Raw genomic sequence first — 19,898 nt, 5'->3', positions numbered from 1 at the left:
AGATGGAAAAAAGAAACTTAAGAAAAGAGCGTATAGGTGTTGTTACAAGTAACAAAATGCAGAAATCAATCGTGGTTTCTGAAGTTAAAAAAGTAAAACACCCTATGTATGGAAAATTCGTTTTAAAAACGAAAAAATACGTAGCACACGACGAAAATAACGACTGCAACGAAGGAGATACCGTAAAGATCATGGAAACACGACCTTTAAGTAAATCTAAATGTTGGAGATTAGTAGAAATAATTGAAAGAGCGAAGTAATCATGGTACAACAAGAATCCAGACTAAGAGTAGCAGATAACACCGGGGCTAAAGAAGTTTTAGCGATCCGCGTGTTGGGAGGTACAAAGAAAAGGTACGCTTCTGTTGGTGATAAAATCGTGGTGAGTGTCAAGGAAGCCACTCCAAACGGTAACATCAAAAAAGGTGCTGTTTCAACAGCTGTTGTTGTTCGTACCAAAAAGGAAGTACGCCGTCCAGACGGATCTTACATCCGCTTTGACGATAACGCATGTGTGCTTTTGAACCCCCAGGGGGAAATGCGCGGAACCCGTGTATTTGGTCCTGTGGCACGAGAACTTCGTGATAAGCAATTCATGAAGATTGTATCATTGGCACCAGAAGTGCTTTAATACATTACTAAAATGACAAAGCTTAAAATTAAATCAGGAGATACTGTTCGTGTAATTGCCGGAGACCACAAAGGTCAGGAAGGTAAGGTACAGAAAGTTCTTCGTGACAAGAATAAAGCCATCGTGGAAGGGATCAATATGGTCTCAAAACATGAAAAGCCAAGTGCTCAGAATCCACAGGGTGGTATAAAAGAGAAGGAAGCTCCTATCCATGTATCCAATCTTGCACTTCTTACCAAAAATGGTGAGATTACCAGGGTAGGATATAAAGAAGAAGATGGGAAGAAAGTGAGATTTTCTAAAAAATCTAATGAAGTAATTTAGTTATGGCATACGTACCAAGACTTAAACAGGAATATAATGAGCGTGTGAAGAATGCGCTTACTGAAGAATTTAGCTACTCCAATATAATGGAGGTGCCAAAACTTGAGAAAATCGTCATCAGCCGTGGTGTTGGTGGTGCGGTAGCCGATAAAAAACTTATTGATCATGCGGTAGATGAACTTTCATCTATTAGTGGTCAAAAAGCCATCGCTACTTATTCCAAGAAAGACGTTGCATCGTTTAAGCTTCGTAAAGGGATGCCAATTGGCGCTAAAGTTACTTTACGAGGATACAGAATGTATGAATTCTTAGACAGACTTATAACTACCGCTTTACCGCGTGTAAGAGATTTTAATGGTATCAAGTCTAACGGATTTGATGGAAGAGGTAATTACAACCTTGGAGTTACCGAGCAGATTATCTTCCCTGAAATCGATATTGATGCAGTGAACAGAATTGCTGGTATGGATATCACATTCGTAACAACTGCCAATACCGATAAGGAAGCTAAAGCATTGTTAACCGAACTAGGTTTACCTTTTAAAAAGAATTAATTATGGCTAAAGAATCAATGAAAGCCCGTGAGGTTAAGAGACAAAAACTGGTAAAAAAGTATGCTCAAAAACGCAAGGAGCTTAAAGAAGCCGGCGATTGGGAAGCACTACAAAAATTGCCAAAAAATTCTTCTCCTGTACGTTTGCACAATCGTTGTAAACTAACTGGAAGACCAAAAGGTTATATGAGACAATTTGGTCTTTCCCGAGTTATGTTCAGAGAGATGGCCAATCAGGGGCTAATTCCAGGTGTTAAAAAAGCAAGCTGGTAATAATTATTAATTGGAGGCAGGTTCAGAAATACTGAAAACCACCCCCGCAAATAAATATAAATGAATACAGATCCTATTGCAGATTACCTAACAAGAATCAGGAACGCCAATGCTGCTAATCACAGAGTGGTTGAAATTCCTGCTTCCAATGTTAAGAAAGAGATCACAAAAATTTTGTTTGATCAGGGATATATTCTTAGTTACAAATTTGATGACAGTACCGCTCAGGGAACTATCAAAATCGCTCTTAAATATGATAAAATCACTAAAGAGCCTGTAATCAAGAAAATTCAGAGAATAAGTAAACCTGGTTTACGTAAATATGCTGGTGCCCATGATATTCCAAGAGTCCTTAATGGTCTTGGTGTGGCGATCGTTTCAACTTCTCACGGTGTGATGACCGGGAAGCAGGCGAAAGCTGATAATGTTGGTGGAGAAGTACTTTGCTACGTATACTAATACTTAAAAGACTAAAGAAATGTCAAGAATAGGTAAAAACCCAATTACAATTCCCGAAGGTGTAAACGTTGATTACACAGATGGAGTTGTAACGGTAAAAGGAAAATTGGGAGAACTTAAGCAGGAGATTACCGATATCGATGTGAGTATCGAAGATAATGTAATTTCTTTTGAAAGATCTTCAGAGAAAAGTGATCAAAAATCAAAGCATGGTCTTTACCGTGCGTTGGTGAACAATATGATTGAAGGTGTTACCAAAGGTTTCAGTAAACAACTTGAACTTGTGGGAGTTGGTTATAGAGCCAGCAACCAGGGAAACAGGTTGGAGCTCGCCGTTGGTTATTCTCATAATATTGTGATAGATTTGGCTCCCGAAATTAAGGTGGAGACTATTTCTGAAAAAGGAAGGAATCCAGTTGTGAAACTTACTTCTTATGATAAGCAACTTGTGGGACAGGTTGCCGCTAAGATCCGTTCATTTAGAAAACCTGAGCCTTACAAAGGAAAAGGTATCAAGTTTGTCGGAGAGCAATTGAGAAGAAAAGCAGGTAAATCAGCTTAATAAATTTAGTTATGGCAGTGTCAAAACAAGATAGAAGAAATAAAATCAGAAAACGTATCCGTAAAGGGATAGCGGGAACTGTAAGCCGTCCTAGATTATCTGTTTTTAGAAGTAATAAAGAAATTTATGCTCAGATCATCGACGACGTAGAAGGTAAAACCCTCGCATCAGCTTCTTCAAGAGATAAGGGAATCGCTTCTGAAGCTTCTAATAAACAGGAGCAGGCTCAGCTGGTTGGAAAAGCCATCGCTGAAAAGGCCAAAAAAGCCGGAATAGATACTATTTCTTTCGACAGAGGTGGTTACCTGTATCACGGTAGAGTTAAATCATTAGCAGAAGGTGCTCGCGAAGGAGGACTAAAATTCTAAAAATATGTATCAAGATTATAAAAACGTAGAACATGTAAAGCCAGGAGGTCTTGAACTTAAAGACCGTTTGGTAGGAGTACAACGTGTTACTAAGGTTACAAAAGGAGGTAGAGCATTCGGCTTTTCTGCAATTGTGGTTGTGGGAGATGAAAATGGTGTTGTAGGCCAGGGACTTGGTAAATCTAAGGAAGTTGCCGATGCTATTTCTAAAGCCGTTGAAGATGCCAAGAAAAATCTGGTACGCATTCCTTTAAATAAAGGAACTTTGCCACACGAGCAAAAAGGTAAGTACGGAGGTGCAAGAGTGCTTTTGATGCCTGCAGCTACCGGTACCGGAATTATCGCAGGTGGAGCAATTCGTGCGGTACTGGAATCGGTTGGAGTGCATGACGTACTTTCAAAGAACCAGGGATCTTCAAACCCTCACAATGTGGTGAAAGCTACTTTTGATGCCTTATTACAATTAAGAAGTGCTGAAACTGTTGCAAAACAACGAGGCGTTTCGTTAGAAAAGGTTTTTAAAGGATAAATCAAGGAAAAGATGGGAAAGATTAAAGTCACAAAAGTAAAGAGTGCCATCAACCGCACTAAGAATCAAAAACTTATTCTTGAGTCTCTTGGACTTAGAAGAATGGGGCAGACGGTTGAGCATGAAGATACGCCAAACATCCTTGGTATGGTAAATAAAGTTAAACACTTAGTTTCTGTAGAAGAAGCAAAATAATAAGTCTCTCATGGATTTAAGTAACTTAAAACCTGCAAAAGGTTCAGTTAAGAAAGATGGTAAGCGTGTTGGTCGCGGTGAAGGTTCCGGTAAAGGAGGAACTGCCACTCGTGGTCACAAAGGTGCCAAGTCACGATCTGGTTACAGCAAGAAGATCGGTTTTGAAGGTGGACAAATGCCACTTCAGAGACGTGTTCCAAAATTCGGATTCAACAATAGAAACCGCAAAGAATATCAGGGAATCAATCTTGATACACTGCAATCTCTGGTAGATAGCGGCAGGATCAAAGATACGGTTGATATGGATGTTCTTGTAGCTAATGGTCTGGCTGGAAGAAACGAACTTGTTAAGATATTAGGTAGAGGTGAATTGAAAGCAAAATTGAAAGTATCTGTTCATAAATTTACGGCCTCAGCAAAAGAAGCTATTGAAGCTGCCGGTGGTGAAGTTGTTACTTTATAATAGATAATCAAATGAAATTCATCAATACGATCAAAAATATTTGGAAAATCGAGGAACTGAGAAACCGTATCTTGGTTACCCTCGGTTTACTTTTGGTATATCGTTTCGGTGCGCAGGTAGTTTTACCTGGTGTTGATGCGGCTCAATTGGAAAACCTGGCTAATCAAACCGATAATGGTCTTTTAGGACTTCTTAATGCTTTTACCGGTGGTGCTTTTTCAAGGGCTTCAGTATTTGCACTTGGGATTATGCCTTATATCTCTGCTTCGATTGTAGTGCAATTGATGGGAATTGCAATTCCTTATCTTCAAAAACTGCAAAAAGAGGGAGAGAGCGGCCGAAAAAAGATCAATCAAATTACGCGCTGGTTAACCATCGCGATTACACTTGTTCAGGGACCTGGTTATATCTATAACCTGTTCGCTACCTTGCCATCACAGGCATTTTTATTGGGGGATAACATCACGTTTATCGTTTCCTCAGTGATCATTCTTTCTACCGGAACGGTATTCGCAATGTGGCTGGGTGAAAAGATTACCGATAAAGGTATTGGTAACGGGATCTCTCTTCTGATCATGGTTGGAATCATGGCCAGGCTGCCTCTTGCATTTGTACAGGAGTTTGCTTCCAGAGTTTTCGAATCGAATGGAGGTTTGATTATGATTTTGATCGAATTGGTGATCTGGTTTGCAATTATCATGGCTGCGATCATGCTCGTTATGGCTGTTCGTCAGATTCCCGTACAGTATGCTCGTAGAACGGCTTCTGGAGGTTATGAAAAGAATGTTTTCGGTTCAAGACAATATATTCCGCTTAAACTGAATGCTTCTGGGGTAATGCCTATCATTTTCGCTCAGGCGATCATGTTCATTCCCGTAGCTCTGGCTGGTTTGTCAGATTCTGATACCGCACAGGGAGTTACCGCGGCATTTAGAAACGTTTTCGGATTTTGGTATAACCTTGTGTTCGCCTTATTGATCATAGTATTTACCTATTTCTATACCGCGATCACAGTTCCGACTAATAAAATGGCTGACGATCTAAAACGCAGTGGTGGGTTTATTCCCGGGATTCGTCCGGGTACCGAAACCGGTGAATATTTAGACCGCATAATGTCTCAGATTACGCTTCCGGGATCTATTTTCCTCGCACTTATTGCTGTAATGCCGGCAATTATAGTGCAGCTGTTGGGTGTGCAACAGGGATGGGCGCTATTCTTTGGAGGTACCTCGCTTTTGATTTTGGTTGGAGTAGTTATAGATACCATGCAGCAGGTGAATTCTTATTTGCTGAACAGGCACTATGACGGATTAATGAAAACAGGTAAAAATAGAAAAGCAGTAGCTTAATTATGGCAAAACAACCACCAATTGAACAGGACGGAACGATCATCGAAGCATTGTCAAATGCGATGTTTCGTGTGGAATTGGAGAATGGTCACGTGGTGACCGCCCATATCTCCGGAAAAATGAGGATGCACTACATCAAATTGCTTCCTGGAGATAAGGTGAAACTGGAAATGAGTCCTTACGATTTATCGAAGGCTCGAATAACTTACAGATACTAAAAAGTAATTTTCAGGCTTTTATAAATTTTTTATACTTTTGCACTCTGAAAAATTTATGACAGCTTAACTTCACAGAATGAGATAAGACTCTGCCTGTGAATCAAAAAAAGATACGATGAAAGTTAGAGCATCAATAAAAAAGAGAAGTGCCGACTGCAAGATTGTACGCAGGAAAGGGCGCCTTTACGTGATTAACAAAAAGAATCCTAGATTTAAACAAAGACAAGGCTAATTATGGCAAGAATTGCAGGGGTAGATATACCTAAACAAAAGCGAGGAGTTATAGCATTGACCTATATCTTCGGAATTGGCAAAAGCAGGGCTCAGGAGATACTTGCTCAGGCTAAAGTGGATGAGAGTAAAAAAGTTTCAGATTGGGACGATGATGAAATCGGACGAATTCGTGAAGCCGTTGGCCAATATACAATCGAAGGAGAATTACGTACCGAGGTTCAAATGAGTATTAAGCGTTTGATGGATATCGGCTGCTACAGAGGAATTCGCCACAGAGCCGGATTGCCTTTGAGAGGTCAGCATACCAAGAACAACTCCAGAACCAGAAAAGGAAGAAGAAAAACAGTTGCTAACAAGAAAAAAGCAACTAAATAGTAAGTAGTATGGCAAAGAAAGCAAATCCAAAAGCTAAAACTCAGAAAAAGCGTAAAGTAACCGTTGAATCTAACGGGGAAGCTCATATCGCTGCTTCTTTCAACAATATCATCATTTCCCTTACCAATAAGAAAGGTGATGTAGTGGCATGGTCTTCTGCAGGGAAGATGGGTTTTAAAGGATCAAAGAAAAACACTCCTTACGCTGCACAGCTTGCCGCTGAAGATGCTTCAAAAACAGCTCATGAGGCTGGTTTGCGTAAAGTAAAAGTGTATGTGAAAGGTCCTGGAAATGGTAGAGAATCAGCGATACGTTCAATCCACAATAATGGGATTGAGGTAACCGAGATCATCGATATCACTCCGCTTCCGCACAATGGTTGTCGTCCACCAAAAAGACGTCGCGTTTAATAATTTTATAATTAGAAGAGGAATTAGATTATCGAAGGACGAATGCCTTAATTCATAATCCCTTTTCAAAACAACTATAGTAATGGCAAGATATACTGGTCCAAAAACCAAGATAGCACGTAAGTTTGGTGAGCCTATCTTTGGTGATGACAAATCTTTTGAAAAAAGAAATTACCCTCCGGGACAGCACGGGAATAACCGTCGTCGCGGAAAAAAATCGGAATATGCAATCCAGTTGATGGAAAAGCAAAAAGCCAAGTACACCTATGGTATTCTTGAGCGTCAGTTCCGCAACATGTTCGAAAAAGCTACCCGTTCTCAGGGAATTACCGGTGAGGTATTACTTCAGCTTTGCGAAAGCCGTTTAGATAACGTGGTTTACCGTATGGGAGTAGCTCCTTCAAGAAGGGCTGCACGCCAGTTGGTGGGTCACCGTCACATTACCGTAAATGGGGAAATTGTGAATATTCCATCTTATCACCTTAAACCAGGAGATGTAATTGGAGTAAGAGAAAAATCTAAATCACTTTCTGTAATCCAGGAATCACTTTCAAATAACAGCAGTGTTTACGAATGGATCTCATGGAATTCAGAAAAGAAAGAAGGAACATTTGTTTCCGTACCAGGAAGAGTTCAGATTCCTGAAAATATAAATGAACAATTCATCGTCGAATTATATTCGAAATAATAATTCACACAGAAGTCGAAATATGGCAATACTAAATTTTCAGAAGCCCGATAAAGTTATAATGATTGATTCTACCGATTTCGAGGGGAAATTCGAATTTCGCCCTTTGGAACCCGGATATGGATTGACCGTTGGTAACGCTTTAAGACGAGTGCTTTTATCTTCTCTGGAAGGTTTCGCGATAACTTCGGTTCGTATTGAAGGTGTAGATCATGAATTTTCTACCATTTCAGGCGTAGTTGAAGACGTAACTGAAATTATTCTTAACCTGAAACAGATCAGGTTCAAGAGGCAAATTGATGAGATCGATAACGAATCGGTTACCATTTCAATTTCAGGAGAGGAACAGTTAACTGCCGGTCACTTCCAGAAATTCATTTCAGGATTTCAAATTCTTAACCCAGACCAGGTGGTTTGTAATATGGATAAGAAAGTGAATCTGAATATGGAGATCACTATCGAAAAAGGTAGAGGTTACGTTCCGGCGGAAGAAAACAAGAAAGCCAATGCTCCTTTGGGAACAATTTTCACCGATTCTATCTATACTCCTATTAAAAATGTGAAGTATAGCATCGAAAACTATCGTGTGGAGCAGAAGACTGACTACGAGAAACTGGTATTTGAAATTATCAGTGACGGTTCTATTCATCCAAAAGATGCATTGACCGAAGCAGCTAAAACACTTATTCATCACTTCATGTTATTCTCTGATGAGAGAATTACTCTTGAGGCTGATGAGATCGCTCAAACTGAAACTTATGATGAAGAATCTCTTCACATGAGACAGCTTCTTAAAACCAAGCTGGTAGATCTTGATCTTTCAGTAAGGGCCTTGAACTGTTTGAAAGCTGCAGAAGTTGATACCCTTGGAGATCTTGTTTCTTACAATAAGAATGACCTTATGAAATTCAGAAATTTCGGTAAAAAATCTCTTACCGAGCTGGAAGAATTAGTGAGCAACAAAGGTTTGAACTTTGGGATGGACCTTTCAAAATATAAATTAGATAAAGACTAGTTTGGTAGTGGTATAAAACCACTGCTTCAACTTAAAATAAATAACCATCATAATTTGCTCCTCAGAGCGGGTTGCAGCAAGATGATGAAATATAAAATGTCATGAGACACGGAAAGAAAATAAATCATTTAGGTCGAAAGACGGCGCATCGCAAGGCAATGCTCGCGAATATGGCCTGTTCCCTAATTGAACATAAACGTATCAATACTACGGTTGCAAAGGCCAAAGCTTTAAAAGTTTTTGTGGAGCCTCTGGTAACCAAATCTAAAGAAGATACAACTCATAACAGAAGGATCGTTTTCAGTAAACTTCGCAGCAAAGAAGCCGTAAGCGAATTGTTTAGAGAAGTTGCTCCTAAAGTTGGGGACCGTCCGGGAGGTTATACCCGCGTTATAAAATTAGGAAGCCGTCTTGGAGACAGCGCCGAAATGGCAATGATCGAGCTTGTAGATTATAATGAAACTTATGGTGTAGATAAACCTAAGAAGAAAAAATCTACCCGTCGTGCCGGTAAGAAAGTTTCTTCTTCTTCAGATAATGCAACTGAAGAGAAAAAAGCTGCGGCTCCAAAGGAAGAAAAACCTAAAAAAGAAGAGCCAAAAGCTGAGAAAGCTGAAGATAAAAAGGCTGAAGAAAAGAAAGATGATAAAAAAGAAGAGTAGAAATGCTTCTTATAATAATCTAATTTTTAAAAGGATAAACTTTTTGAGTTTATCCTTTTTTTATACCATTTCGATAAATATATTGGACTAATTTTTAAGGCAACAAGAAAACAACTATGAAATATCAGGTTCGAAAAAAAGCAATTATTTTACTTGAAGACGGAACTATTTTCTACGGAAAAGTGGTTGGAAACAAAGATGGCAGCGCCGTTGGGGAGGTTTGTTTCAATACCGGGATGACCGGTTATCAGGAAATTTTTACCGATCCTTCCTATTTTGGGCAGCTTATGGTGACTACTAATGCTCATATTGGCAATTACGGAACCAATGAGGGCGAAAATGAATCTGATAAAGCCAAAATTGCCGGACTGATCTGTAAGAATTTCAGTTATACGCAGTCGCGCCCCGCAGCCGATAGAACTTTGCAGGAATTTCTTGATGAAAGCGACATTTTCGCCATTTCAGATGTTGATACCCGCGCGCTGGTCACCTATATTCGCGAGAATGGAGCGATGAACGCCATTATCTCTACAGATGTTGATAACATTGACGGCCTGAAGAAAGAGCTTGAAAAAGTGCCAAATATGAAGGGTCTTGAACTGGCTTCAAAAGTTTCGGCTAAAGAACCTTATTTCTACGGTGATGAAAATGCAAAATTCCGCATTGCTGCTTTGGATGTTGGAATAAAAAGAAACATCCTTAGAAACCTGGCAAAACGGGATGCTTACGTAAAGGTTTTCCCTTACGATGCCACTTATGAGGAAATGAAGGAATGGAATCCTGACGGGTATTTCCTTTCCAATGGTCCCGGCGATCCGCAACCTCTGGAAAGCGCTATTTCAGTTACTAAACAGATCATTGAAAATAATCATCCTTTGTTTGGGATCTGTCTCGGCCACCAGATCATCGCTCTGGCGAATGGAATAGAAACCTATAAGATGCATCATGGTCACCGCGGAATTAATCACCCGGTAAAAAATCTTGTAACCGGAAAGGGAGAGATCACCTCGCAAAACCACGGGTTTTCGGTAGATAAAGAACAAACCGAAAATCACCAGGATGTAGAAGTTACCCATATCTGCCTTAACGACGGAACCGTGGGCGGTCTCGCGATGAAAAGCAAGAATGTCTTCTCGGTGCAGTATCACCCGGAGGCAAGTCCCGGACCGCATGATGCCAGTTATTTGTTTGATGAATTCATTGAGCGAATCCAAAAAGGAAAAGCTTAAATATAAATTTAAAAAGGCCGGATTCAATCCGGCTTTTTTAATATAACAGCTTCGTCTAAAATAAAATTTTGAGTTAGGTTATAAAAGAGTAGTTTTGGGACTTTTTATTTCAACTAATCCAATTTTATGAAGAAAATCTTCTTTATCGGCTTTTTCCTTTTCGGATGCAATGCCTTTTCCCAAACTTCCAATCAATTTTCCCTTAATTTTTTAATTCCTTCAGCTGAATATGAAGCTTCAGTAGGAGATAACTCCACCATAGATGGTCTTGTAGGTCTCGGGTTTGGTTACCATGATGCCAGTTACCTTGACGAGCCGCAGTTTGGAATTTTTCCTCAGTTTGAAGCTCAGTACAGATATTATTATAATTTTAAAAAGAGGGAGGAAAAAGGCAAGAAAATTTCGGAGAATAGTGGCAATTATATAGCAGCGGTAGGCATTCTTGCCGGTGGCAATCCTGTTTTTGGAGATATGGAATTGCGAAATGATTACAGTGGTCTTATAGGACCGGCCTGGGGCCTTCAGCGAATTTACGATAGTAATTTTAAACTCAACCTTAATCTCGGAGCAGGTTATGGCTTTAATGATTATGACGAATCTTCCTTTCAGGTTTTAATAGACATTCAGCTGGGTTTCAAACTTGGACGGTAGTAAACAAGAGCCGGAGAAATTTTTCCCGGCTTTTTTCTTATCCTAAAGTTGATTATTTTGGAGGTCCTTAATCGCCTCATTCTGTGAAAAGACTTTTCCTTATTTTTTGTTCTTTAATTTGCATTTCGGCTTTGGCTCAGAACAATACCGGGAGTCAGTTTTCTCTCAATGCATTCACGCCTTCTGCCGAATATGAACTTTCAATTGGTGAAAAGTCTAGCATCGATCTCGATTTTGGTCTTGGTTTTTCTTACCTACATTCCCTGGGAGAATCGCATTATGGTATTTATCCCGGTTTTAAAACGCAATACCGTTATTACTATAATTTTCAAAAGCGGATTGATGATAAAAGGAATACTTCAGGAAACAGCGCGAACTATATTGCAGGAATAGCTTCCATTACCGGTGGAAATCCCATATTTGGAGATTTAAAATACAGCAGCGATTATGGACTTGTAGCTGGTCCGGCATGGGGCTTACAGCGCGTTTATGACAACAACTTTAAAGTTAATGTCAATTTAGGACTGGGCTTTGGATATTCTGAAGTAGGAGATTCGTACCTGCTTCCAATTATTGCCGTGCAATTGGGATGGGTATTAGATCGTTAATACAGCTTTCAGATTTCCATTCTACCGAAAACGTTATCGTTATTTTCTTGTTATAATTGCTTTAAAACTACCGTGTTTACTCGCTTTTTAACTGGTGTCTTTGTATCTTGCATCTTATTCAATTAACTAATTAAAAAAGATTATGAGTGCTATTTTAGATATTCATGCCCGCCAGATTTTTGATTCACGTGGTAATCCAACCGTAGAAGTAGATGTGATCACAGAAAATGGAATTATGGGACGTGCAGCTGTACCTTCCGGAGCTTCAACAGGAGAACATGAGGCAGTGGAACTTCGGGACGGAGGAAAAGATTTTATGGGAAAAGGAGTGCAAAAAGCGATTGATAATGTAAATGGTGAAATTGCAGAAAAACTTCTTGGCTTTTCGGTTTTTGAACAAAATCTTATCGATCAAACCATGATTGATCTTGACGGGACTCCAAATAAATCCAAATTGGGTGCAAATGCGATTTTAGGTGTTTCTCTTGCTGTGGCCAAAGCAGCCGCCAATGAATTGAACATGCCTTTGTTCCGATATGTTGGAGGTGTTAGCGGAAATACGCTCCCTGTGCCAATGATGAATATTATAAACGGAGGTTCTCATAGTGATGCTCCCATCGCTTTTCAGGAATTTATGATCATGCCGGTGATGGCTAATAGCTTTTCCCATGCACTAAAAATGGGAACTGAGATTTTTCATAATCTTAAAAAAGTGCTTCACGACAGAGGATTGAGTACGGCTGTTGGTGATGAGGGAGGTTTCGCTCCTACGCTTGACGGAACTGAGGATGCACTGGATACTATTCTGAAGGCAATTGAAAAAGCGGGTTACAAACCTGGAGAGGAAGTAAGTATTGCTTTGGATTGCGCTTCAGCTGAATTCTACGAAAACGGAAAATACGATTACACCAAATTTGAAGGGGATAAAGGAAAAATTAGAAACAGCGAAGAGCAGGCAGAATATTTGGCCGAGCTGGCTTCTAAATACCCGATTATCTCTATTGAAGACGGTATGGATGAAAATGACTGGGAAGGCTGGAAAGCCTTAACCGATAAGATAGGCGATAAAGTGCAATTGGTTGGTGATGACCTTTTTGTGACCAATGTGGAAAGACTTGGCCGCGGAATTAAAGAAAAGATCGCTAATTCTATTCTTATTAAGGTTAACCAGATTGGTACCTTAACAGAAACGATTTCCGCAGTAAATATGGCTCATAACGCCGGATATACTTCTGTGATGTCACATCGTTCCGGAGAGACTGAAGATAATACTATCGCAGATCTTGCCGTTGCGTTGAATACCGGACAGATCAAAACAGGGTCAGCTTCCCGTAGCGATCGAATGGCAAAATACAATCAGTTGCTGCGTATCGAAGAAGAACTGGGCTCGGTAGCTTATTATCCTCAGGATAAAGCTTTTAAAATAAAATAATTGAAAATTTAATTCTTTAATATTTTTAAACCTCTTTTCGAAGAGGTTTTTTTATGCATAAAACCCCTGTTCCAATTCCATTATTAACAATGATTTAAATAAATATAATTGCGTCTATCCCAGCATATTCCTTAACTTCATGATCCAATCAGACATACATTAAATTGAAAAAACGTTTTTTATTTGTAGCTGCAGAAAATGATGGAATCCCTAAATGTAAAGCGGGAGGAATGGGAGATGTTGTGAGGGATGTTCCAAGACAAATTGCTGCCCGTGGAGATTCTGTAAATGTCATTACTCCTTCTTATTCCCGATTGCATCAGGAAGGTGAAAAACTGGCCGAGGTGCGATTTTTTTTCAGGGGGCAGCAACAAACGGCTGGAATTTATAAGGTTCCGGGAAAAAAGGAAATTGAAGGCATTAAACATTTTGTGGTTCATCACCCCGAAATTAAAGCCGGAGACATCGCCCATATTTATTTCAACGATCCTGATCAGCCTTTTTTTACCGATGCAAGTATGTTTGCCTTGTTTTGCACAGCGGTAGGCGCAGCGATCAGAGACAAGATTCTTGGTGAGCTTGATATTGTACATCTTCACGACTGGCATACGAGCATGTTGCTTTTTTTAAAAGAATTTCATCCAAGATTTTCAGCGCTTCGCAATATCAGGTTTGTTTATTCTATTCATAATCTTGCCATCCAGGGGATCAGACCATTTGAAAACAGTTATTCTTCAGTGAAAGCCTTTTTTCCTGATGTTGAATTTGATTACCATAAACTTTATGACCGCCGGTATCTTGACTGCATCAACCTGATGGCCGTTGGCATTCGTCTTGCCGATGCTGTTCACACGGTTTCTCCTTCCTATAAAGAAGATATTCAAAAACCAAGTAATCCGCCTCATTTTATTGGAGGTGAAGGTTTAGAGGAAGATCTGAAAAAAGCTGCCGCGGAAAACCGCTTATTTGGAATTTTGAACGGAGCCAATTATACAAATATCGCTGTAGCGGAAAAAGGTATCCTTTTCAGGCAATGCATCAGAAGACTTTTTAGATGGTTGCAGGAAGATAACAAAGATTATAAGGCACATTATCTTGCTCATACCGGTGAGAAACTTACCAGGTTTCAGGAATTTCCGCCAGATTTTATCTGTACAAGTGTTGCCAGGCTTACCGAGCAAAAATTCTTCTTCTTTAAAGATGCGCCTGAGCTTTTGGACAGGCTTATGAAAAAGCTTCAGGAAGTAAAAGGGGTATATGTCCTGCTGGGAACAGGCGCGCCCGAATATGAAGCTCTTTTCAGGGAAGCGAGCTACCGTCATAAAAATTTCATTTTTATCAATGCGCAGTCTGAGAGTATTATTGATATGCTGTACCAGGAATCAAACCTTTATTTAATGCCAAGCCAGTTTGAACCCTGTGGAATAAGTCAGATGCTGGCGATGAGGAACGGCCAGCCTTGTCTTGTGCATCATACCGGAGGTTTAAAAGATACTGTTGTGCATGGAGAAACTGGCTTTAGTTTTAATGGAGAAACTACTACCGAGCAGGAAGAGGATTTTGTAAAGGTTTTTTCAGAAACTGTCGATCTTTTTTTCCAGGACCAGGAGCGCTGGAAAGCTATTTGTGAAAATGCGAGAAATCAAAGGTTCACCTGGGAAAAATCGGTAGATGAATATTATAAATATTTATATGTGCTATAGGTAATTTTTGCGATTGGATATGATTTTTTAGGAAGATGAAAATAATATCATAATTCTTTATTTTTTAGATATTGAGAGACTTATGATCAAATTGGATTATAATTTTTTAGCTTCTTCATTAAATTATACCGAAAACCTAAGAAATAAAGGGATTTTCTGCAATTTCGGCAGTGTGGTTCAATTTATTTTAACACTAAATTTCGTATTTTAGCAAGGCTTGAAAATTTTAATTAAAAAGAACTATATATACTATGTCTAAAGTTGCGACCCTCCAATATGATGGAAAAGAATATGAGTTTCCGGTTACAGTAGGAACCGAAAATGAAGTAGGTATAGAGATTAAGAAACTTCGTGCAGAAGCTGGACTTATTACTCTTGATCCCGGATATAAAAATACAGGTAGCTGTGAAAGTGCGATTACGTTCCTTGATGGTGAAAAAGGAATTTTAAGATACCGTGGCTATGCCATAGAGGATCTTGCTGAAAAAGCCGATTTCCTTGAGGTAGCTTTCCTTTTAATCTTTGGTGAGCTTCCTAATAAAGAGCAGCTGGAAAAGTTTACCAATGACATTAAAGAACAATCTCATGTAGATGAGGAGATGAAGAAAATCCTTGACGGATTTCCAAAAGCGGCTCATCCCATGGGTGTGCTTGCTTCTTTGACAAGCGCGCTTACCGCCTTTAATCCTTCTTCAGTTGATGTTTCTTCAGAAGGAGATATGTATAAGGCAATTGTTAAGATCATGGGTAAATTTCCTGTTCTTGCCGCCTGGACGCTTCGCAAAAAACATAGTCTTCCTTTAAATTATGGAGATGAGTCTCTCGATTATGTGGAGAATCTTCATAAAATGATGTTCGAAAAACCCGGGAAAAGTTATAAAGTAGATAAAACGGTTATAGATGCTTTGGATAAGTTACTGATCCTTCATGCCGATCACGAACAAAACTGTTCTACTTCAACGGTAAGAATGGTAGGTTCTTCACATGCCGGATTATTCGCTTCTATTTCTGCCGGTGTTTCTGCTTTATGGGGCCCACTTCACGGTGGCGCTAACCAGGCCGTAATTGAAATGCTGGAAAGGATAAAAGAAGATGGTGGAGATACTCATAAATTTATGGAAAAAGCTAAAGACAAGGAGGATCCTTTCCGTTTGATGGGCTTTGGTCATAGAGTTTATAAAAATTTCGATCCGCGTGCGAAAATTATCAAGAAATCTGCAGATGAGGTTCTTGGTCAGCTTGGAGTAGATGATCCTGTACTGGACATCGCAAAAGGTCTTGAAAAAGAAGCTTTGGAAGACGATTATTTCGTACAAAGAAAACTGTATCCAAATGTTGATTTTTACTCAGGCATTATATACAGGGCTCTTGGAATTCCTGTAGAAATGTTTACCGTGATGTTCGCTCTGGGACGTTTGCCAGGATGGATCGCTCAATGGAGGGAAATGCGATTGAATAAAGAGCCAATAGGTCGTCCAAGACAAATTTACGTTGGGCCGAATCATAGAGATTTTAAGCCACTAGGCAGTCGTTAAGAAAACTTTCATTAAAGTAAATTAAGGAAAGGCTTCATGTTAAAATGAAGCTTTTTCTATATTTGTCAAAATTGGAAATTCCCGATGAAACTACACATAATCAACGAAACTTCGCGGCTGAGAGCCGTGGTTTTGGGAACCGCAAAAAGCAATGGCCCTGCGCCTTCACTTGAAGAAGCTTACGATCCAAAATCAAAAGAACATATCCTGGCAGGAACTTATCCCAAGGAAGAAGATATGGTGGAAGAAATTGAAGCCGTTGCTGCAGTTTTTGAGAAATATGATGTAAAGGTTTTCAGGCCAAAGATTATCCCTGATTATAACCAGATTTTTACTCGTGATATCGCTTTTGTGATAGAAGATAAATTTATTAAATCTAATATTCTTCCTGATCGCGAAAAGGAAATTGAAGCTATAGATGAGGTTTTAAAGCAAATTAATCCTGAAAAAATTATAAAACTTCCCGAAGAAGCCCATATTGAGGGCGGGGACGTTATGCCCATGGGAGATCATATTTTCGTGGGAACTTATAAGGGCAAAGACTATAAAAATTTTATTACCGCCCGCACGAATATTCAGGCAGTGGATGCTTTACAGCAACTTTTTCCGGATAAAAAAGTGGTGAGCTTCAACTTAAAAAAGTCCAATACCATTGCAAGGGATAATGCGCTGCACCTGGATTGCTGTTTTCAGCCCGTAGGAAAAAATAAAGCCATTATCTACAAAGAAGGTTTCCTGAATCCGGAAGAATATGATTGGCTGGTAAAGTTCTTCGGAAGAGCGAATATCTATGAGATCACCCGCGATGAAATGTATGATATGAATTCCAATATTTTTTCAATTTCTGAAGAGGTAGTCATTTCAGAAAGAAATTTTACGCGTTTGAATGCCTGGCTGAGGGAACAGGGTATTAAAGTTGAAGAAGTTCCTTATGCTGAAATATCCAAACAGGAAGGCTTATTGAGATGTTCAACCCTGCCATTAATTAGAGATTAAGATGAAACAGATCACCGATACCATTTTGATGGTTCGCCCCGTAGCTTTTAGAATGAACGAGGAAACCGCTGTGAACAATTATTTTCAGAAAAATTTAAAGTCTCCCGATCTAAATGTCTGGGCAGCAAAAGAATTCGATGAATTTGTAGCCAAACTCCGCAATGTGGGAGTGAATGTGATTGTGGTAGACGATATTCTGGAAGACAATACTCCGGATTCCATTTTTCCAAATAACTGGGTGTCTTTTCATGAAGATGGGCAAATTGCCCTGTATCCCATGTTTGCTGAAAACCGGAGAAAAGAACGCCGACTACAATATTTTGAAGAACTTGAAAAAGCCGGATTTAAAATCACCGATATTACCGATTATACTTCAGGTGAAGAAGATGATGTTTTTCTGGAAGGAACGGGGAGTCTTATTTTAGATCGTCCAAATCAAAAAGCTTACTGCGCCATCTCCCCGAGAGCCGATGAGGACCTGTTGATCGAATTCTGCGAAGATTTTGAATTTACGCCAGTTATCTTCCATGCAAATCAAACGGTTGGTGATAAGCGGCTTCCCATCTATCATACCAATGTGATGATGTGTGTTGGAGAAGAATTTGCAATTATTTGTCTCGATACTGTTGATGATAAAAAGGAAAAGAAGAATTTGGTAAAGCACTTGAAAGAGGATGGCAAGGAGATCATAAATATTAGCGAGAAACAGATGCATGAATTTGCAGGGAATATGCTTGAAGTGCAGGGCCGGGATAAAAAATACCTCGTAATGAGTGAAAGGGCAAGGCGAAGCCTTACTCTGGAACAGGTTGAAAAGATTGAAAATTACTGTGAGATCCTTAGTTCAAAGATCGAAACTATAGAAACCTGTGGGGGAGGAAGTGCCCGTTGTATGATGGCAGAAGTTTTTCTTCCAAAAGCGTAACTACCTCTTTTTGAAAAGTCTTTTGAGCATCACCAGCATCAGATAAATGGTGAAAAAAGCAAAGGGCAAAGAGGTAATTATCAGTAGTTTTTGCATTGCGGTGAGCACATTTGATGTAGGTTTTACCTGCCCCAACACAATTATAGCTTCGCAAAAAATACAAATTATCACCGCCCAGGCAAGACGAAATCTTTTGCGGGGTTCCTGTCTTCCGCCATCGGTGAACATACTTAAAACAAAAATAGCACTGTCTACCGAGGTGACCAGGAAACTAATAAGCAGAAGTATTACCAATAATGCGATAATTCCTGAAAACGGATAGGCTTCCAAAAAAACGAATATTGAGGTGAACACGTTTCCAAATTCACTGTGATATTCCTCCAGATTTTCTATAAACTTAAACGCGGAATGCCCAAACACGCTAAACCAGAAGAAACTTCCAAGGGACGGTATCAATAAAACGCCAATGATCATTTCCCTGATGGTTCTTCCTTTTGAGATTCGGGCAATAAAGATCCCTGTAAAAGGGGCCCAGGCCAGCCAGAAAGCCCAGTAATAATAGGTCCAGTCGGTCAAAAAAGCTTTCCCGGGATCATAATTCCCCATTGCAAGGCTCAGTGGAATAAAGTCGCGGACATAAAAATAAAGGGATTTGAAGAAGTTTTGCAGAATTCCAGAAATATCTGCCTGAAAAAAGACAAAAAGCATGAGGAAAACGGCTAGATAAATATTCCAGTTAGAGATTCTTTTGATACCTCTGTTCACTCCCGACCAGGCCGAAATAAACGCGAGGAAACAAATGAGAAAGACCAGCATCATATTAGTGATTAAACTGCCCGGTTCCCTGCTCATGAAATGGCTAATTCCTCCCTCGATCTGTGTTGTGCCCAAACCAATAGCCGCAACCAAACCAATTACAGTTGTTAAAATGGTGAGAATATCGATACTTTCCGGCAGGTACCGGACTTTTTTTAGTCCTTCCGTAGCTTTTCCCAATTGTACTTTTTTCTGCTGAATAAAAATGGAATAGGCCAGAACCACTGCGAATAATCCATAAAATGCCCAGGCTGTAAATCCCCATTGATAAAAAGTGTATTCCAGGGAAATACTTTCGGGAGAGGCCCCGGTTTCTATGGGCGGATTCAGAAACATAAAAACGGGTTCCTGAACGGCTCTAAGTAAAATTCCCGCTCCCATCCCGGCACTGTATAACATCGCGATCCATGAAAGTTGGTCAAACTCGGGCTTTGGCGCGCCTAATCGTTTTTTTCCAAATTTGCTGAAAGCCAGAATAAGTAAAATTATCACACAAAGTAATCCGGTGACCAGGTAGAACTGCCCAAAATAATTGCGCACCCAAAGAGAAACTGATTCAATGAGGTCGTAAAAATATTCGGTATAAATAAAGATGAAAATAGAACCACTCAAAAGTAAAATGGCTGAAATAAGAAAGATGCCATTATTGATGAGGATTTTTGGGTATTTCTTCAAAAAAATAAAAGTTAGTCTTT

General features: G+C 39.6%; 28 protein-coding genes. 27 read left to right on the top strand and 1 reads right to left on the bottom strand.

Annotated elements, in window-relative coordinates; genetic code table 11:
* Positions 1-2 precede the first annotated feature (2 nt).
* From rpsQ to ctlX, 27 genes are all read left to right on the top strand, one after another.
* A complete protein-coding gene (gene rpsQ, locus C7S20_RS02070; RefSeq protein WP_083643378.1) occupies positions 3-260 on the top strand; it encodes a 30S ribosomal protein S17 in 258 nt (85 codons plus the stop codon).
* A 2-nt stretch (positions 261-262) separates the two neighbouring features.
* Positions 263-631: a 50S ribosomal protein L14 gene (gene rplN, locus C7S20_RS02065; protein WP_107010926.1), complete on the top strand. Its 369-nt coding sequence runs from the start codon at positions 263-265 to the stop codon at positions 629-631.
* 12 nt (positions 632-643) lie between these two features.
* Complete coding sequence (rplX, locus tag C7S20_RS02060) at positions 644-955, top strand: 50S ribosomal protein L24 (RefSeq protein WP_107010925.1); 312 nt, start codon at positions 644-646, stop codon at positions 953-955.
* Positions 956-957: 2 nt separating this feature from the next.
* Positions 958-1,509 carry a 50S ribosomal protein L5 gene (rplE, locus tag C7S20_RS02055; protein ID WP_107010924.1) on the top strand — a complete coding sequence of 184 codons (552 nt, stop codon included), beginning with the start codon at positions 958-960 and terminating at the stop codon, positions 1,507-1,509.
* 2 nt (positions 1,510-1,511) lie between these two features.
* Positions 1,512-1,781, top strand: coding sequence for a 30S ribosomal protein S14 (gene rpsN, locus C7S20_RS02050; RefSeq protein ID WP_107010923.1), 270 nt, complete (start codon positions 1,512-1,514; stop codon positions 1,779-1,781).
* Between the two features lie 60 nt (positions 1,782-1,841).
* Positions 1,842-2,240, top strand: a complete 399-nt coding sequence (gene rpsH / locus C7S20_RS02045) for a 30S ribosomal protein S8 (RefSeq protein WP_107010922.1) — start codon at positions 1,842-1,844, stop codon at positions 2,238-2,240.
* A 19-nt stretch (positions 2,241-2,259) separates the two neighbouring features.
* The gene (gene rplF / locus C7S20_RS02040; protein ID WP_107010921.1) at positions 2,260-2,802 is read left to right on the top strand and encodes a 50S ribosomal protein L6; all 543 of its coding nucleotides are present in this window, start codon (positions 2,260-2,262) and stop codon (positions 2,800-2,802) included.
* 11 nt (positions 2,803-2,813) lie between these two features.
* Positions 2,814-3,170, top strand: a complete 357-nt coding sequence (gene rplR, locus C7S20_RS02035) for a 50S ribosomal protein L18 (protein WP_107010920.1) — start codon at positions 2,814-2,816, stop codon at positions 3,168-3,170.
* A gap of 4 nt (positions 3,171-3,174) precedes the next feature.
* Positions 3,175-3,699 carry a 30S ribosomal protein S5 gene (rpsE, locus tag C7S20_RS02030; protein WP_107010919.1) on the top strand — a complete coding sequence of 175 codons (525 nt, stop codon included), beginning with the start codon at positions 3,175-3,177 and terminating at the stop codon, positions 3,697-3,699.
* 12 nt (positions 3,700-3,711) lie between these two features.
* Complete coding sequence (gene rpmD / locus C7S20_RS02025; protein ID WP_107010918.1) at positions 3,712-3,894, top strand: 50S ribosomal protein L30; 183 nt, start codon at positions 3,712-3,714, stop codon at positions 3,892-3,894.
* Between the two features lie 10 nt (positions 3,895-3,904).
* The gene (gene rplO / locus C7S20_RS02020) at positions 3,905-4,357 is read left to right on the top strand and encodes a 50S ribosomal protein L15 (RefSeq protein WP_107010917.1); all 453 of its coding nucleotides are present in this window, start codon (positions 3,905-3,907) and stop codon (positions 4,355-4,357) included.
* A gap of 11 nt (positions 4,358-4,368) precedes the next feature.
* On the top strand, positions 4,369-5,706 hold the full coding sequence (gene secY / locus C7S20_RS02015; protein WP_107010916.1) for a preprotein translocase subunit SecY: 1,338 nt from the start codon (positions 4,369-4,371) through the stop codon (positions 5,704-5,706).
* A 2-nt stretch (positions 5,707-5,708) separates the two neighbouring features.
* Positions 5,709-5,924, top strand: coding sequence for a translation initiation factor IF-1 (gene infA / locus C7S20_RS02010; RefSeq protein WP_083643366.1), 216 nt, complete (start codon positions 5,709-5,711; stop codon positions 5,922-5,924).
* Positions 5,925-6,039: 115 nt separating this feature from the next.
* A complete protein-coding gene (ykgO, locus tag C7S20_RS02005; protein ID WP_010519235.1) occupies positions 6,040-6,156 on the top strand; it encodes a type B 50S ribosomal protein L36 in 117 nt (38 codons plus the stop codon).
* A gap of 2 nt (positions 6,157-6,158) precedes the next feature.
* Positions 6,159-6,533 carry a 30S ribosomal protein S13 gene (gene rpsM / locus C7S20_RS02000; RefSeq protein ID WP_107010915.1) on the top strand — a complete coding sequence of 125 codons (375 nt, stop codon included), beginning with the start codon at positions 6,159-6,161 and terminating at the stop codon, positions 6,531-6,533.
* Between the two features lie 8 nt (positions 6,534-6,541).
* Positions 6,542-6,943, top strand: a complete 402-nt coding sequence (rpsK, locus tag C7S20_RS01995) for a 30S ribosomal protein S11 (protein WP_107010914.1) — start codon at positions 6,542-6,544, stop codon at positions 6,941-6,943.
* An 82-nt stretch (positions 6,944-7,025) separates the two neighbouring features.
* Complete coding sequence (gene rpsD / locus C7S20_RS01990; protein ID WP_107010913.1) at positions 7,026-7,631, top strand: 30S ribosomal protein S4; 606 nt, start codon at positions 7,026-7,028, stop codon at positions 7,629-7,631.
* Positions 7,632-7,653: 22 nt separating this feature from the next.
* Positions 7,654-8,646 (top strand): DNA-directed RNA polymerase subunit alpha, encoded by a 993-nt coding sequence (locus C7S20_RS01985; RefSeq protein WP_107010912.1) that lies wholly within the window; start codon positions 7,654-7,656, stop codon positions 8,644-8,646.
* A 101-nt stretch (positions 8,647-8,747) separates the two neighbouring features.
* A complete protein-coding gene (gene rplQ, locus C7S20_RS01980) occupies positions 8,748-9,308 on the top strand; it encodes a 50S ribosomal protein L17 (protein ID WP_107010911.1) in 561 nt (186 codons plus the stop codon).
* Positions 9,309-9,424: 116 nt separating this feature from the next.
* Entirely contained in the window at positions 9,425-10,537 is a 1,113-nt protein-coding gene (carA, locus tag C7S20_RS01975) for a glutamine-hydrolyzing carbamoyl-phosphate synthase small subunit (RefSeq protein WP_107010910.1), read from the top strand.
* A gap of 126 nt (positions 10,538-10,663) precedes the next feature.
* On the top strand, positions 10,664-11,188 hold the full coding sequence (locus C7S20_RS01970) for a hypothetical protein (protein ID WP_107010909.1): 525 nt from the start codon (positions 10,664-10,666) through the stop codon (positions 11,186-11,188).
* A gap of 83 nt (positions 11,189-11,271) precedes the next feature.
* Positions 11,272-11,796, top strand: a complete 525-nt coding sequence (locus C7S20_RS01965) for a hypothetical protein (RefSeq protein WP_159039850.1) — start codon at positions 11,272-11,274, stop codon at positions 11,794-11,796.
* Positions 11,797-11,938: 142 nt separating this feature from the next.
* Complete coding sequence (gene eno / locus C7S20_RS01960; RefSeq protein ID WP_107010907.1) at positions 11,939-13,228, top strand: phosphopyruvate hydratase; 1,290 nt, start codon at positions 11,939-11,941, stop codon at positions 13,226-13,228.
* Positions 13,229-13,392: 164 nt separating this feature from the next.
* Entirely contained in the window at positions 13,393-14,931 is a 1,539-nt protein-coding gene (locus C7S20_RS01955; protein WP_107010906.1) for a glycogen synthase, read from the top strand.
* Positions 14,932-15,182: 251 nt separating this feature from the next.
* Positions 15,183-16,466: a citrate synthase gene (locus C7S20_RS01950; protein ID WP_107010905.1), complete on the top strand. Its 1,284-nt coding sequence runs from the start codon at positions 15,183-15,185 to the stop codon at positions 16,464-16,466.
* Between the two features lie 84 nt (positions 16,467-16,550).
* Positions 16,551-17,462, top strand: a complete 912-nt coding sequence (locus C7S20_RS01945; RefSeq protein ID WP_107010904.1) for a dimethylarginine dimethylaminohydrolase family protein — start codon at positions 16,551-16,553, stop codon at positions 17,460-17,462.
* Position 17,463: 1 nt separating this feature from the next.
* A complete protein-coding gene (ctlX, locus tag C7S20_RS01940; protein WP_107010903.1) occupies positions 17,464-18,387 on the top strand; it encodes a citrulline utilization hydrolase CtlX in 924 nt (307 codons plus the stop codon).
* Here the strand turns inward: ctlX and C7S20_RS01935 are convergent, their stop codons facing one another.
* Positions 18,388-19,878, bottom strand: a complete 1,491-nt coding sequence (locus C7S20_RS01935; RefSeq protein ID WP_107010902.1) for a BCCT family transporter — start codon at positions 19,876-19,878, stop codon at positions 18,388-18,390.
* Between the last annotated feature and the right edge of the window lie 20 nt (positions 19,879-19,898).

The organism is Christiangramia fulva, from assembly GCF_003024155.1.
GTDB lineage: Bacteria > Bacteroidota > Bacteroidia > Flavobacteriales > Flavobacteriaceae > Christiangramia > Christiangramia fulva.
Note: the sequence above shows the minus strand (reverse complement) of the source record. Positions and strands in the feature narration are given on the sequence as shown.